General features: G+C 43.9%; 16 protein-coding genes. 13 read left to right on the forward strand and 3 right to left on the reverse strand.

Annotated features, from left to right (window positions below):
- The first annotated feature begins 63 nt into the window (after nt 1-63).
- The 11 genes from DN53_RS07215 (at nt 64) to DN53_RS07265 (ending at nt 7,570) form a co-directional block, all read left to right on the forward strand.
- Nucleotides 64-1,041 carry an NAD(P)H-dependent flavin oxidoreductase gene (locus DN53_RS07215; RefSeq protein WP_129653718.1) on the forward strand — a complete coding sequence of 326 codons (978 nt, stop codon included), beginning with the start codon at nt 64-66 and terminating at the stop codon, nt 1,039-1,041.
- 16 nt (nt 1,042-1,057) lie between these two features.
- Nucleotides 1,058-2,017, forward strand: a complete 960-nt coding sequence (locus DN53_RS07220; RefSeq protein ID WP_129653719.1) for a YheT family hydrolase — start codon at nt 1,058-1,060, stop codon at nt 2,015-2,017.
- A gap of 113 nt (nt 2,018-2,130) precedes the next feature.
- Entirely contained in the window at nt 2,131-2,610 is a 480-nt protein-coding gene (locus DN53_RS07225) for a c-type cytochrome (protein WP_129653720.1), read from the forward strand.
- Nucleotides 2,611-2,736: 126 nt separating this feature from the next.
- Entirely contained in the window at nt 2,737-3,447 is a 711-nt protein-coding gene (locus DN53_RS07230) for a membrane or secreted protein (RefSeq protein WP_129653721.1), read from the forward strand.
- 94 nt (nt 3,448-3,541) lie between these two features.
- Nucleotides 3,542-3,961 carry an META domain-containing protein gene (locus DN53_RS07235; RefSeq protein ID WP_129653722.1) on the forward strand — a complete coding sequence of 140 codons (420 nt, stop codon included), beginning with the start codon at nt 3,542-3,544 and terminating at the stop codon, nt 3,959-3,961.
- On the forward strand, nt 3,958-4,764 hold the full coding sequence (locus DN53_RS07240; RefSeq protein ID WP_129653723.1) for an META domain-containing protein: 807 nt from the start codon (nt 3,958-3,960) through the stop codon (nt 4,762-4,764). Before DN53_RS07235 ends, DN53_RS07240 begins: the two co-directional genes overlap by 4 nt.
- A 2-nt stretch (nt 4,765-4,766) precedes the next feature.
- Nucleotides 4,767-5,246, forward strand: a complete 480-nt coding sequence (locus tag DN53_RS07245) for a hypothetical protein (RefSeq protein WP_129653724.1) — start codon at nt 4,767-4,769, stop codon at nt 5,244-5,246.
- A gap of 25 nt (nt 5,247-5,271) precedes the next feature.
- Nucleotides 5,272-5,625, forward strand: a complete 354-nt coding sequence (locus DN53_RS07250; protein ID WP_129653725.1) for a YciI family protein — start codon at nt 5,272-5,274, stop codon at nt 5,623-5,625.
- 117 nt (nt 5,626-5,742) lie between these two features.
- Nucleotides 5,743-6,612 (forward strand): YciI family protein, encoded by an 870-nt coding sequence (locus DN53_RS18060; RefSeq protein ID WP_242502090.1) that lies wholly within the window; start codon nt 5,743-5,745, stop codon nt 6,610-6,612.
- A 12-nt stretch (nt 6,613-6,624) separates the two neighbouring features.
- Nucleotides 6,625-7,230 (forward strand): DinB family protein, encoded by a 606-nt coding sequence (locus tag DN53_RS07260; protein WP_242502091.1) that lies wholly within the window; start codon nt 6,625-6,627, stop codon nt 7,228-7,230.
- A 61-nt stretch (nt 7,231-7,291) separates the two neighbouring features.
- The gene (locus DN53_RS07265) at nt 7,292-7,570 is read left to right on the forward strand and encodes a hypothetical protein (protein WP_129653726.1); all 279 of its coding nucleotides are present in this window, start codon (nt 7,292-7,294) and stop codon (nt 7,568-7,570) included.
- Between the two features lie 20 nt (nt 7,571-7,590).
- Here DN53_RS07265 and DN53_RS07270 read toward each other — a convergent pair whose 3' ends face one another.
- Nucleotides 7,591-9,117 (reverse strand): SulP family inorganic anion transporter, encoded by a 1,527-nt coding sequence (locus tag DN53_RS07270; protein ID WP_129653727.1) that lies wholly within the window; start codon nt 9,115-9,117, stop codon nt 7,591-7,593.
- A gap of 255 nt (nt 9,118-9,372) precedes the next feature.
- Here DN53_RS07270 and DN53_RS07275 point away from each other — a divergent pair, with 255 nt between their 5' ends.
- Entirely contained in the window at nt 9,373-10,215 is an 843-nt protein-coding gene (locus DN53_RS07275; RefSeq protein ID WP_129653728.1) for a phosphodiester glycosidase family protein, read from the forward strand.
- Between the two features lie 105 nt (nt 10,216-10,320).
- Here DN53_RS07275 and DN53_RS07280 read toward each other — a convergent pair whose 3' ends face one another.
- A complete protein-coding gene (locus DN53_RS07280; RefSeq protein ID WP_129653729.1) occupies nt 10,321-11,241 on the reverse strand; it encodes a nicotinic acid mononucleotide adenyltransferase in 921 nt (306 codons plus the stop codon).
- Nucleotides 11,242-11,364: 123 nt separating this feature from the next.
- Between DN53_RS07280 and DN53_RS07285 the strand changes: the two genes are divergently transcribed.
- Entirely contained in the window at nt 11,365-12,366 is a 1,002-nt protein-coding gene (locus DN53_RS07285) for an NAD(P)H-dependent glycerol-3-phosphate dehydrogenase (RefSeq protein WP_129653730.1), read from the forward strand.
- Here DN53_RS07285 and DN53_RS07290 read toward each other — a convergent pair.
- Nucleotides 12,363-14,030 carry a glycerol-3-phosphate dehydrogenase/oxidase gene (locus DN53_RS07290; RefSeq protein ID WP_129653731.1) on the reverse strand — a complete coding sequence of 556 codons (1,668 nt, stop codon included), beginning with the start codon at nt 14,028-14,030 and terminating at the stop codon, nt 12,363-12,365. The genes DN53_RS07285 and DN53_RS07290 overlap by 4 nt on opposite strands.

Genomic DNA, 14,030 nt, shown 5'->3' on the forward strand with positions numbered 1-14,030 from the left:
GAACTGAGTCCCATAAAGTGCGATTATTAATCCTATTTTTAAACATAGTTTAACACAAACCTCATGAGTGAAAAAGCAGAATTCATCAAAGATCTTTCCTTGCCCGTAATAGCTGCCCCCATGTTTCTTATTTCCGGTCCAAAATTGGTGGTGGAGTGTTGTAAAAATGGTATCGTGGGAACATTCCCGGCCTTGAACCAACGTACTAGTGAGGGTTTTGAGGAATGGCTCATCCAGATAAAATCGGAACTCGAACAATTTGAGAAAGAGACCGGTAAAAAACCGGCTCCTTTTGGTGTGAACCTTATTGTACACCCCACCAACCCCAGATTGGAAGCCGATGTAAAACTATGCATGAAACACAAAGTACCCTTGGTCATCACCTCCTTGGGTGCCGTGAGCCAAGTAGTCAATGCCATCCACAGTTATGGTGGTTTGGTGTTCCACGACATCATTAAAAAACGACATGCCGAAAAAGCGGCCGAGGCCGGTGTGGACGGACTTATCTTGGTATCTGCCGGAGCGGGAGGACATGCGGGGAATCTAAACCCGATGAGCTTGGTGCACGAGGTCAAGAAATTCTTTCACAAAACCATCATCCTCTCAGGGTGCATCAGCACTGGACAGGATATCGCCACAGCCCTTCAAATGGGAGCCGATATGGCCTATATGGGCACCCGATTTATCAATACCGAAGAGAGCAAGGCTCCCGAGGAGTATCGAAAAATGATCATTGAGGCCGGGGCCAGCGATGTTATCTACACTGCCGCCATTTCCGGGGTACATGCCAATTTTTTGGCGGCCAGCCTAAAGGCTGCCGGAGTTTCAGAAGAAGATTTGAAAAAAGACCGAAAAATAGATTTTGGCAAGGAACTGAATACCGAGGCCAAGGCCTGGAAGACCATTTGGTCCGCAGGACAAGGGGTTACCACCATTGATGATGTACTTCCTGTCTCTGAATTGGTGAAAACCCTAAAAACCGGGTTCAAAAATGCCATAGAAGAACAATACAAGCTCTTGGAGGTGTTTCCAAAAAACTAAACCGATCATATTGTCAATGCCTGAGGTTACTGCCAACTATTCCCCTTCCATATTCTTTAAGAGCGGGCATTTGTCCACCATTTATTGTGGTCTGGTCCGTAGGGTAAACGGTGTAACCCAGAAAAGGGAGCGCCTCCGCTTAGCCGATGGGGATTTTTTGGATTTGGATTGGAGTCAATCCACCACTTCAACAAGAAAATTGGTTATCCTGTTGCATGGCCTCGAAGGAGATGGGCAACGCCCTTATATTACCGGTAGCGCCAAACTGTTCAACCAAAATGGATTCGATGCCTGTGCCGTGAATTTTAGGGGATGCAGCGGTGAGCCCAATAGGTTGTACCGTTCCTATCATTCGGGTGCCACTGAAGATCTGGAGGAAGTCATCTCCCATATCCTCAATACCTATCCCTACTCGGAAATTTATCTGAATGGATTTAGCTTGGGGGGCAATCTTTTGCTCAAATATTTGGGGGAACGCAATACAGTTCCGAAAGAAATCAAGGGAGCGGCGGCTATATCGGTACCTTGTAACCTACAGAGCTCCTGTGAACAATTGCTCACCCCAAAAAATGTACTTTACGCCCAACGATTCAAAAAGCATTTGATTGCCAAACTAAGGCAGAAACAACACCTTTTCCCTGAGTTGATTACAGATTCGGATATCAAAAACATCAACACACTAAAGGATTTCGATGACATCTACACGAGTCGAGCGCACCATTTTAAAGATGCATTGGATTACTATACCCAATGCAGTTCGCTTCAATTTCTGCCAGATATTACGGTTCCCAGTCTCATCATCAATGCAAAAAACGATTCCTTTTTAGGGGAGGAATGTTATCCCATTTTCGAGGCGGGACAAAATGAAAATCTGTTCTTGGAAATCCCAAAATACGGAGGGCATGTTGGTTTTTGGGGTAAGAATAATTGTACGTACACGGAAAAAAGAAGCTTGGATTTTTTCAATTCCCACTAGATAAATCACATTCTTGGGAAAGATTGTAGCGGTAACTCCAAAAACCCATAAAAATTAGACCTTAAATGCCTATCTTAGTAGCTGCATTTACACAAACTACAATTACGTTCAGAATGAAAAAAATACTTGTATTTCTAGCATTGGGTGCCTTTGTGGCAAGCTGCGGTGGCAAAAAGGAAGAAAAAAAGGATGGTTTTGAAGTAAGCAGAACCAAGACCGAAGAGAAAAAAGTACAAGCCAGTGAAGGTGTTCCAGTAGATATGGACAACAAAGGGGTTGGACCTATAAAGAATGTTGATTTTGCAGATGCCATCAACGAAGAAATGGCTGCGCGCGGGAAAGCCACGTTCGAGTCCATTTGCGTTGCTTGCCATATGGTTGATCAAAAGATGATCGGCCCTGCCATGAAAGGCATTTACGATCGCAGAAGCCCAGAGTGGGTCATGAACATGATCTTGAATCCTGATGGAATGCTTAAGGAAGATCCCATCGCCAAGGCATTGATGAAGGAAAACAACAATGCCATCATGCTTAACCAAAACCTTACGGAAGACGAAGCAAGGGACGTTGCAGAGTATCTTAGGACGCTGTAATCCTCCAACATACATCTTTGAAATGCTGTTGTTTTATTCCTAAGACAACAGCATTTTTTGTTTATGGCCATGTGGATTCCCCTGCAAACCAAACAATGTGTTAGCTTTATATAAAATACATCCATCATGAAGAAAAAAATAGTATTCCTGTTTCTTGTTTTTTCTGCTTTGTTCACCATCAAGGCCCAAAATCTCAACGGGGCTTGGCAGGCCACCCTTATCAACAATGATGGTGTGGAGGTGCAATATGTAGCCATTATTACCCATGGATTTTTTTCTGAAGCTTTCTTCGAAAAAGAGAATGGAAAGTTCCTCGGCACCAAGGGAGGTCAATTTTCTTCTAACGATGACACGCTGACCTATACCTTGGAGTTTGCCTCTTTTGACCCGCAGATGGTCGGTTCAACAAATTCCTTCCCCTACACCTACAAAGACGGAAAACTTCATGTTGGGGAAAAAATCTGGAGCCGTTTGGATGACGGCACTCCCGGTGATTTACAGGGTGCATGGTTGATTTCCGGCCGTAAGCAGGATGGAGAAATTACAAAACGTGATACCTCGGGACCCAGAAAGACCATGAAAATTTTATCCGGCACCAGATTTCAATGGATTGCCTATAACACGGAGACCAAAGCTTTTATGGGAACCGGAGGGGGCACCTATACCACGGTTGATGGTAAATACACGGAAAACATTGGGTTTTTCTCTAGGGACGACTCACGCGTAGGAGCAAGTTTAGGGTTTAACTATGAGCTGAAGGACGGGGATTGGCACCACTCCGGGTTGAGCAGCAAAGGGCAACCCATCTACGAAGTTTGGAGCATCCGAAAAGAGTAACAACACTTCTTATCATTTAATTAACCCATGGGTTAGGGGTGTTTAAGGCATTTTTTTAGTACTTTTCTTTGCATTAACCATTAATTTCCCACAAATGAAACACTCAAGTATTCTTTGTTCCCTTGTTTTGATTTTGACCCTTTCCTGTAATCCAAAGTCGGATGGCTCTTCTGAATTGTTCGGTCCCACATGGGAATTGGAGTACATGTCCGGCCCCCGCATTGCCTTTGACGGACTCTTTCCCAACAAAAAACCACAGATCAGCTTTGATCAAGAATCTAGCAAAGTCATGGGAAACGATAGCTGTAATGGGTATTCGGCAGATTATACCTTGGACGCGAATACCATTTCCTTTGGGGAACCCGGACCTACTACCATGATGTTCTGTGGTGGTGGTGAAAGACAGTTTCTAACTATGATGCAAAAAATAGATGGGTTCGCCTTGGAGGAAGGAAAACTCAATCTATTGATAGGTGAAGTTCCCATGATGCGTTTTATAAAAGTTGAGCCATGAAAAAAATAATGACATCACTTTGTTTTGCCCTGCTCCTTTCAAGCTGTGTGGAGAAGAAAAAAGAGGACAACACCAGTAAGGAAGAAATCACACAGGAAGATACCTTGCAAGTAAAAACCGTTGAACCCGTTGCCCTAAAAATGGATGACAGTTATTTTAAGGCGACTGGCACAGAACCCTTTTGGGGCCTTAAGGTAAAAGAGAACCGAGTGGAACTGAACATGATGGAAGATACCATCATCACACCGCATACCACACCAATCAAGGCCCAAGATGCCAACATAAGTATGTACCGTATACAAACCGAAGCCGTTTCCATGGATGTGATCATTGCCCATAAGGAATGTACCAATGCCATGTCCGGCGAAAAATCACCCTATACCGTCACCATTGCCTATAAATATACCGGGGAAGAGGAAACCCATGCCCTTGAGGGTTGTGGTTCCTATATTACAGACTATCGACTTCATGATATTTGGGTTTTGGAAGAAATGGATGGACAAGCCGTAACCAAAGATGACTTTAATGGAAGGGATGTTCCCAATATGGAAATCGATATTAAAACCAATCGCTTTTCGGGCTTTGCCGGTTGCAATAGGATGACCGGGGGGCTTTTCTTTGAAAAAGATCTGCTCCGATTTACCAATGCGGCGTCCACAAAAATGGCCTGCCCCAATATGGATGCGGAGTCTACCTTCCTTAAAAACCTTCAAAGTACTACTACCTATAAGATTGAAAACAATCGATTATACCTGTCCAATGGCAGTCAGGAAAACCTTCTCATTTTCAAAAAAATAGACTGACCATGAAAACAATTGTATATATCGTTTTTACCGCTCTTTTGGTTTTTGGCTGTAAAACCAAAACGGAAAAGGAAAACAACAATGGCCAGCCAGAGACTACTACGGTCGTTGAGGAGAAGTCGGCTCCATCTTTAGAAGTAGGATGTTATGTCTATGATGCCAACGGAAACCGCATTGTTTTTGACATTACCGATGTCTCCACAACTGTTCTTGGTAATCTCAGCTATGCCTTAAAGGAAAAAGATGGCAACAAGGGAACCTTTGCCGGAGTCATGAACGACAGTGTGCTTTTGGGCAAGTATACCTTTATATCTGAAGGGAAGGAAAGCACCCGCGAGGTGGCTTTTTTGGTAGAGGATGCCCAACTCATTGAAGGGTTTGGAGAATTGGACAGTACCGGAACGGCATTCAAGGATGTGACCGTTCTTAGTTTCAGCTCATCCATGCCCTTGAGTAAAACAGAGTGCGATACAGAACCTTAAAAATCCCAATGCAAGGTATAGTGACATGAGAAAATTAATATTACTATTGCTGTTTCCCTTTCTTATCTCCGCACAAGATAATGCAGAAAACAAATCACAGTTCGTGGCCTTGTATACTGTTGGAAATCTTTGGGACAAAGACAAAGAACCCCAGAATCAACCTTATTTTAAGGAACATTCAGCTTTTTTATCTAAGCTTAGAAAAGAGGAAACGATTACTTTGGGCGCAAGATTTAGCGATACAGGAATGATTGTTCTAAAAGCGACTGATTTGCAATCTGCCAAAGCCTTGCTACACCAAGACGTCGCTATTCAAAATGGACTTTTCACGGTAGAAGTGCATCCCTTTCTCCCTTTTTACAGGGGGTGTCTGGAATAATTAAAGGGATTGGTTTTTTCTTTTTCTACCCATTTACACCTATTTTTTGGCAAAAGCACAAATCTGTTTTTAATCAATAAACGGTTAACTTTATGGGAGACCATTAATTTCTGTGTCATGAAAACAAAAGTCTTTCTCCTCTTTGCCCTGTTCTCCAGTTTTTTGCTGACCGCACAAACCCCATCAGATTACACCATTGTCTTTACGGCTCAGGCAAAGGTCAATATCCATGAAAATAAAAGGGAAGCGGTCAATTCGTTTTTTGGAACCGCCTTAGGCAGAAGAATAGATGCCAAAGCTGATTCCGATTGGGTATATTTTGACGGAGGTGGCTTTGTGAAATTTGCCTACCATTCAGACGAAAATATGGTCTTGGATACGACTGAATTCATCAAATCCATGCAATTGGGGCTATTGGTGCCTTCCACGGAATATGAAGCCGTTCAATCCATCATCAAGGATTCTGATGCTCCTCCCATGCTGCCCGAAGTGGAAAAATATCAAGACCATGATCACTTCTACTATTTTCATGCTCCGGGGGGCCAAGTGTTCCGAATCGTAAACTCAGCAACAACGCTTCCCAAAAAAGGAGAGGTTCTTTTTGATGCCGAAAAAGCGGAAAAATATGGAGCTGATGACTACGGAATGAAAAAATACGTTTTTGCCTTCCTAAAGCGAGGTCCCAACCGCTCCCTCCCCAAAGAGGAAGCCGATGCATTGCAGATGGCCCATCTTCAAAACATTGGAAGAATGGCCCAAGAGGGCAAGTTGGTGCTAGCCGGACCATTTTTTGGCAATGATGACCTGCGGGGTATCTATATTTTTAACGTCTCTTCCTTGGAAGAGGCCAAAAAACTTACCGAAACAGATCCTGCCATACAGGCCGGCAGTTTAATCATGGACCTCAAGGAATGGTACGGTTCTGCTGCCCTTATGGAAGTGAACCAAATTGGCCTTACCTTGGCCAAAAAATCCATTATGGATTAACCTTTTTTGATCATGAAAAACCTTTCTTTTGCCCAATTCGTTGGTTGCGCCTTCTTTTTTATTTTCGCATTGAAACTACAAGCCCAGGACATGGAACTACCCTACCATCAAATTCCCGATCATGCTGAAACGTACAGTGCCGGAAATATAGTGTCAAGAATGATCGATGGTTTGGGCTACCGCTATTATTGGGCCACGGAAGGATTGACCGAAAAGGATTTACAATACAAGCCTTCCGAAGATGGGCGGAGCCTTATGGAAACCATGGAACACATTTACGTGATGTCCAATAATATTGTGTTGGCCCCAGACGCAAAACCCTATGAGAGGCCTAAGACCCCTACAAAATATTCCTACGAAGAGCTTCGTGAACTCACCCTTAAAAACCTACAAATGGCGAGCAATAAGGTCTTGGGGAAAAGCTCCGAAGACATGGAAAATTTTAAAGTCATCTTTAAGCAAGGGGATAAACAGTCTGAATATCCATATTGGAATATGATCAATGGAATGCTTTCCGATTGTATTTACCACACCGGTCAAATTGTACTGATGCGAAGGGCAAGTGGCAATCCCCAAAACCCAAAGGTGAATGTGTTTCTGGGGAAAACCAGGGAATAAGCCATACCAATCTTGTAACAAAGTTCTTTTTTTGACTACCTATTAGTAAACAACAATTACTATGGGTTCCGCAAGTCAACCAATGTTGGTGGTCAAAGCCAACCGGGCACTGTTACGAAAGCGCCCCAGCTACAAAGATGTTCGCAAAGCCTATGACGGCTACCTTAATGAAACTCAACTTCATTTTAAGGAGCTTACCCCTTTCGAGCAAAAGAAGATTAGGGATAAAATCATTGAGCAGGCAAAAAGGGATAGATGGGAAGAAATTAAAATTTACTTTATCAGTCTTTTCATTCTCTGCGCAATTATTATAGGAATTTATTTTTGGTTCTTCAACTAATTTGGAAAGAACCCTTTGCCCTATTTATCCACCACAACCTTATAGGTTGGGTCTTCCAGCACATTTACCTCGATAATATCATCGGCGTTGGCCAACAATCTTCTACAGTCCCGGCTGAGGTGTTTCAAGTGAAGTTTCTTTCCCACCTTGTTGTAGCGTTCGGTGATCTTGTTCACTGCCTCAATGGCTGACATGTCCACCAAACGGCTTTCCGCAAAATCAATAACCACCTCATCGGGGTCATTGAGTACATCAAATTTTTCAGCAAACAAGGTGGTGCTCCCAAAGAAAAGAGGGCCATAGATTTCATAATGCTTCACTCCTTCTTCATCGATATATTTTCTGGCACGAATGCGTTTTGCATTGTCCCAGGCAAATACCAAGGCCGAAATAATGACCCCTACCAAAACGGCCAGCGCTAAATTGTGCAGAAAGACGGTCACCAGAGTTACCAAGACCATGACCAACACATCCGATTTTGGCATACGGCGGAAGGTCTTTAAGCTCGCCCATTCAAAGGTTCCCAATGCCACCATGATCATAAGCCCCGTCAATGCGGCCATGGGCACTTTTTCAATAAGACTGGAACCGAACATGATGAACACCAACAACATCAACGCGGCAACTATCCCAGATAATCTTGCCCTGGCACCATTGGAAGTATTGATCAAACTCTGCCCAATCATGGCACAACCCCCCATCCCGGAAAACAAACCTGAAAGAATGTTTGCCGTACCTTGGGCTACGGCCTCCTTGTTGCCCCTACCACGCGTTTCCGTAATTTCATCCACAATATTCAAAGTGAGGAGACTCTCAATCAACCCAACCCCTGCCACAATCGCTGCATAGGGAAATATGATCTGCAAGGTTTCCAACGTAAAGGGCAGATCAGGAATATGAAAAGGGGGGAAAGTTCCTTCAATGGAAGCAATATCCCCAATCGTCCGGGTATCCAGACCCAAGAAGAACACAATGCCAAACACCAAAAGAATCGCTGCCAGAGACGCTGGAATCGCCTTGGTCAATTTGGGGAGTCCCCAGATAACCACCATGGTCAACAGTACCAATCCAAGAAAAATGAACAAGGTGCTTCCTGTGAGCCATTCGCCATCCGTAGTTTTAAACTGACTCATTTGCGACATAAAAATGATGACGGCCAGGCCGTTCACAAACCCAAAGATTACGGGATGGGGCACCAAACGCATCAATTTTCCCAGTCGGAGCAAGCCTGCAGTCATCTGTAAAATTCCCGCAAGAACCACCGTTGCAAAAACGTATTCAACCCCATATTGTTTGGCCAAGCTCACTATCACCACGGCAACAGCACCTGTTGCACCAGAGATCATTCCTGGTCTACCCCCCAAAATGGAAGTGACCAAGCCCATTACAAATGCGGCATACAATCCGGTCAATGGCGATAATCCAGCAATAAAAGCAAAGGCAATGGCTTCGGGCACCAAGGCAAGAGCAACGGTCAAGCCCGATAAAATTTCCGTGCGATAGTTTACTTTTTGGGAAAAATCAAAAAGGTTGAGATACTTTTTCATGGCTTCTTTCTTGAAGCGGGCAAAAGTAGCATTATTAAACGCAAGACCCTAATAAGGTCCTTATTTTTAAGGATTTGATGATTTCCCGTTGGTTCACCCAAAGACCTTTTCAGTCCATAGGTCTAATTTTGCGGTATCTTTTTTGGTCTGTTCCCATTTTCCATGCATTGTAGGCGTCTTACTTACATGGGTTAGCCTTGGGAAAAGCCGATATTTGAGCTATCTTGATTTTTAATAACAACCCAGTAATCAACCATGAAGACCAACCTTAAGCTTATCTCGATGAAACGATGGCCCACCGGAGCAGCTTTGGCAATTGTACTAATTCTTGGATGTAAGCCAAAGGAATCGGTGGTAAATACCTCGAGAGACAACATAATCTTTACTGAAATCCGGACCGACACCCTCTTTAACAGCAAACAGGTAATCAATATATTGGAAATTCCTGATAGGATGTTCAAGGACTACGAACTCCAAATGGCCTATACGGAGAAAGGAAATAAAAATACTAGTTTCCTTGCACAAAGGGCAAACGCCAAAGCAGCCATCAACGGAGGGTTTTTTAATGTTGAAAAAGGTGGTTCGGTGACCTATTCGGAACGGAATGACAGCATTGTCAGTTTAACCTGCCCGCCAGAGGTTAAATGGTGCATGCCAGAAGCCATGATCAATGGCGCCATTGTATTTACCAAGGACAACCAATTGATCCTTGAGCCTTTTAAATCGGAAACGTATTACCAAGACTCTAATAAGGAATCTTTTGTTTTAAGGTCTGGTCCTTTTTTGATACAGGACTCGAAAAAATATGTTCCAGAAAGCCCGTTTTCCGAAAAACGCCATCCGCGAAGCTGTTTGGGCAAAACCAAGAATTCGGTTTTACTGATTGCCATTAACGGACGTTCCGAAGAGGCCGATGGAATGAACTTTAACGAAGTCCAAGATTTCCTATTGCAATTGGGCTGCACAGATGCCATAAATCTGGACGGTGGCGGCTCAACCACACTCTGGAGCAAAGAAAAGGGAATTGTGAACTATCCTACGGACAAAACAGGGGAACGACCTGTGGCAAATGCCATATTACTGGTGGCAAAACAGTAAAACATGCATAAAAAAACCGCCCCTAGTTTAGTTTGCTAGAGGCGGTCCTTAACTAAATAACCAACCAAAAAACTTTTCTCTATAGTCGAAGACTATGTTTAGTCCTTACATTTTTCTTTGACGAACCACATCCATTATGGGATTTTTAACTTTTGTTCGTTTTTTTCCAGTGTCATTCCCCGATTTCAAGTACTGCATATATCCCCTTCCGGAGAATTCATAAATCGTTCCACTGGACACATGGTACAACTCAATGGTGCTATCATCAATAACGTAAAGTTCAAAGTAATCATTGCCCAAATAGTCATAATCCAACGTTAAGGTCTTGAGCATGGCATCATCTTGTACGTCATAGACTTCATAGTTTCCTTGATAATCCCATTCCAAATTGTTCAAAGGAATCCCGGAAGCATCAATGGAAGATCTAAAAGACCCATCGTAGTTTGCTGGAAACTGTAGGTAGTTTTCCTCATCAAACTCATTGATGGCTCCTACCTCACTGGTATACGTTTTTTCCCATACCTGATATTCCTGTAGAAAATAGTGGATGTTGTCATAAAACACCTGATCATAATCAAAATTCCTGCTTTGGTATCCCCGTACCACATAAGAAGTATCGGAATAGGGGTTGTAAAGTTCCAGGGTATTGCTGTTCAAGGCATACACTTCCAACAACCAAAGCCCGTCCACATCATGGTTTATCTCAACCGCTCCGGAAAGTGTCCCATAGGAACCCACATCGATCCCCAATCCATTTCCGGTCTTGCCAATCCCTACCAAATTATTATTGGCATATACAACTCCCCTGTCAAAGGAAATGGTAAAGGCACGCTGTAAAAAGGGAACTTCCCCGCTACCCTTGGTTGCGTTTATATCTACGTACCACAAATCGTAGCTTTCCAGGACCAAGGCCGTATTGATGGGAGATTCCGCGATATAATCATCTTCCACAATAACCTCGGTATAGCAAGAACTGGCCAAAAGGCCTATCAATAAAATTCCAAAAAGTAGTTTTCCAATTTTCATAGTCGAGGTTTTAAGATTCAACCTATACAGACCAAGCACTGTGCCAAAATTATAATAAATTGATAATCAGTGGTTAATGTATGCTCTGATATATTTTTTAGCTTTGCCCCATAAATGGTATCCATGGATAGTAGATTGAAATTTGGGGTTTTTGGTGGAGGAAGCTGGGGAACCGCCTTGGTTAAGATGTTATCGGAAAACCACGAAAAGGTAGGTTGGTACATGCGGAACGAAGCGGCCATAAGACATATTCGGAAAGAAGGCCACAACCCCAACTACATCAGCTCCGTGGAATTCGATGTGGACCAACTTGTTCTGAGCCACGATATCAATGAAATTGCCAAAGTTTGCGATGTGCTTATTTTTGCCATCCCCTCTGCGTTTTTGAACGGGGAACTCAAGAATCTCACTGTTGATTTAAAGGATAGGATTATCTTTTCGGCCATAAAGGGGATTGTCCCTGAAAGTGGTCATATTGTTGGTGAGCATTTTCATAACCAATACAACATTCCATTCGAGAACATTGGAGTAATCACAGGACCCTGCCATGCCGAAGAGGTGGCCTTGGAACGCCTTTCGTACCTAACCATTGCCTGCGCCGATGCCAACAATGCCAAACTGGTGGCACAAGGATTGAAAAGTGACTATATCCGTACCAAGATATCCGATGACATCATTGGAACGGAATACGCCGCCATGCTCAAGAACATTTACGCCATTGCCGCCGGTATTGCGCATGGACTGGGCTATGGCGATAATTTCCAGAGCGTTCTGATGAGCAATGCCATCCGGGAGATGAAACGGTTTATTGACCGGGTGTACAAAATGAAACGGAACATCAACAACTCCGCCTATCTGGGTGATCTGTTGGTAACTGGATATTCCACCTTTAGCCGAAATCGCCTGTTCGGCAATATGATCGGGAAGGGCTATACCGTTAAAAGTGCCATGATGGAAATGAACATGGTGGCCGAAGGGTACTATGCCACCAAAAGTGCACACTTGCTCATGGACAAGTTGGAGAAGAAATCCAAAACCCCCATCATTAACGCGGTCTATCAAGTGCTTTACAAGGAAAAGAATCCGAAAAAGGTATTTGAGAAATTAACCGAGAAGTTGGATTAATCCCGATCCAACGAAAAGTTGGAATGTTCTTCCAATTCTTCTCCCAAGGTTTTGTGGAATGTCGCCATTTGGTCATCCGTGTATCCAAAAGCCTTTTGGAATTCATCCAATACCGCATCCCTATATTGGCGCACACTTTCAATATCAAAATACAACCGCCCGGTTCGTCTGATGAAAAAATCCATGGGATTCAGGGCCATTTCATGGGCAATGGCAAACTGGGCCTCTGCCCTGATCATCCGTTCATGCACATCAGGATTGGTGAGGGACGCGTAGTGCTCCAGAACGGTCTCGGTCTGTTTGCCATAGGTAGTGACCAGATACCAGGCATCATATTCGGAAAATCCGCTGTCTTGGATACGGTCAAAAATCTGATTGATATACTTTTTTACGTGTTTGAACTTTTTAAAATCGCTCCCGCAAAGCGGAATTTTATCCGTCATACAAGGGTCCAACAAAACCCCATGATCCTCTTCCATTTGCTTGGCGATGCGGTTCACCGTTCGTTCCGCCATTTTCCGATACCCGGTGAGTTTACCTCCTGCAATGCTCACCAAGCCTGTATTAGAGGTGAAAATCTCATCTTTCCGGGAAAGTTCCGAGGCCGATTTTCCTTCTTCATGAATCAAAGGCCGCAACCCAGCCCATGACGAAATGATATCGTCCAACTCCAGATTGATGTCCGGAAACATATGGTTTACGGCAGAAATCAAATAAATGGCGTCGGCAATATCCGTGGTCACATGGTCTTTGTCCGAGTTATAATTGGTATCCGTAGTGCCAATGTAGGTTACTTTTCCCCTTGGAATGGCGAACATCATCCTACCATCCGGGATGTCAAAATACACGGATTGCTTTACGGGAAGTTTTTCTTGGGGAAACACCAAATGGACCCCTTTGGTCAAATGCAATCGTTTTCCTTTTTTGGAGTGGTTCATGCCCCTTAATTCGTCTACCCAAGGCCCCGCCGCATTGATCACATATTTGGATTTTATGCTGATTTCCTTTCCTCCCACTTCATCCTTTAGGGTTACCCCGGCCACTCTTTCATCTTCATAGATGAAATCGGTTACCCTGGCATAGTTCAGTACCTGCGTCCCATAATGAAGGCTGGTCTTGATGTTTTCCAAAGTAAGTCTGGCATCATCGGTTCGGTATTCGGCATAATACCCTGCCCCGTTCAGTATCTTTTTGGGCAACAGGGGTTCCAGCTTCAGGGCTTCCTTCTTTTCCAACATTTGCCGCTTGTCATCTCCAGAGACTTGGGCCAAGATGTCGTAGACTTTCAGGCCGATGGAAGTCAACCACTTTCCATAGGAGCCACCCTCGATCAAGGGCAACAACATTTTCTCGGGAATGACCAAGTGGGGTGCCAGTTTATGGACAATGGCCCTTTCGGAACCTACTTCCTTCACCAACCAAAAATCGAATTGCTTCAAGTAACGAAGTCCCCCGTGGATCAACTTGGTGGATTTGCTGCTGGTGCCCGAGGCAAAGTCTCCCTTTTCCACCAGAACTGTTTTCAATCCGCGGGAAGAAGCGTCCAAAGCGATTCCCGCCCCGGTGATACCTCCACCGATCACCACCAGATCATAAGGCTCTTTGGCCAATTTCTTTAAAATCTTATCCCGGTCCAGATTTGAAAAAGCAATGTTTCCCTCCAT

It is taken from the genome of Flagellimonas olearia (assembly GCF_004150225.1).
GTDB lineage: Bacteria > Bacteroidota > Bacteroidia > Flavobacteriales > Flavobacteriaceae > Flagellimonas > Flagellimonas olearia.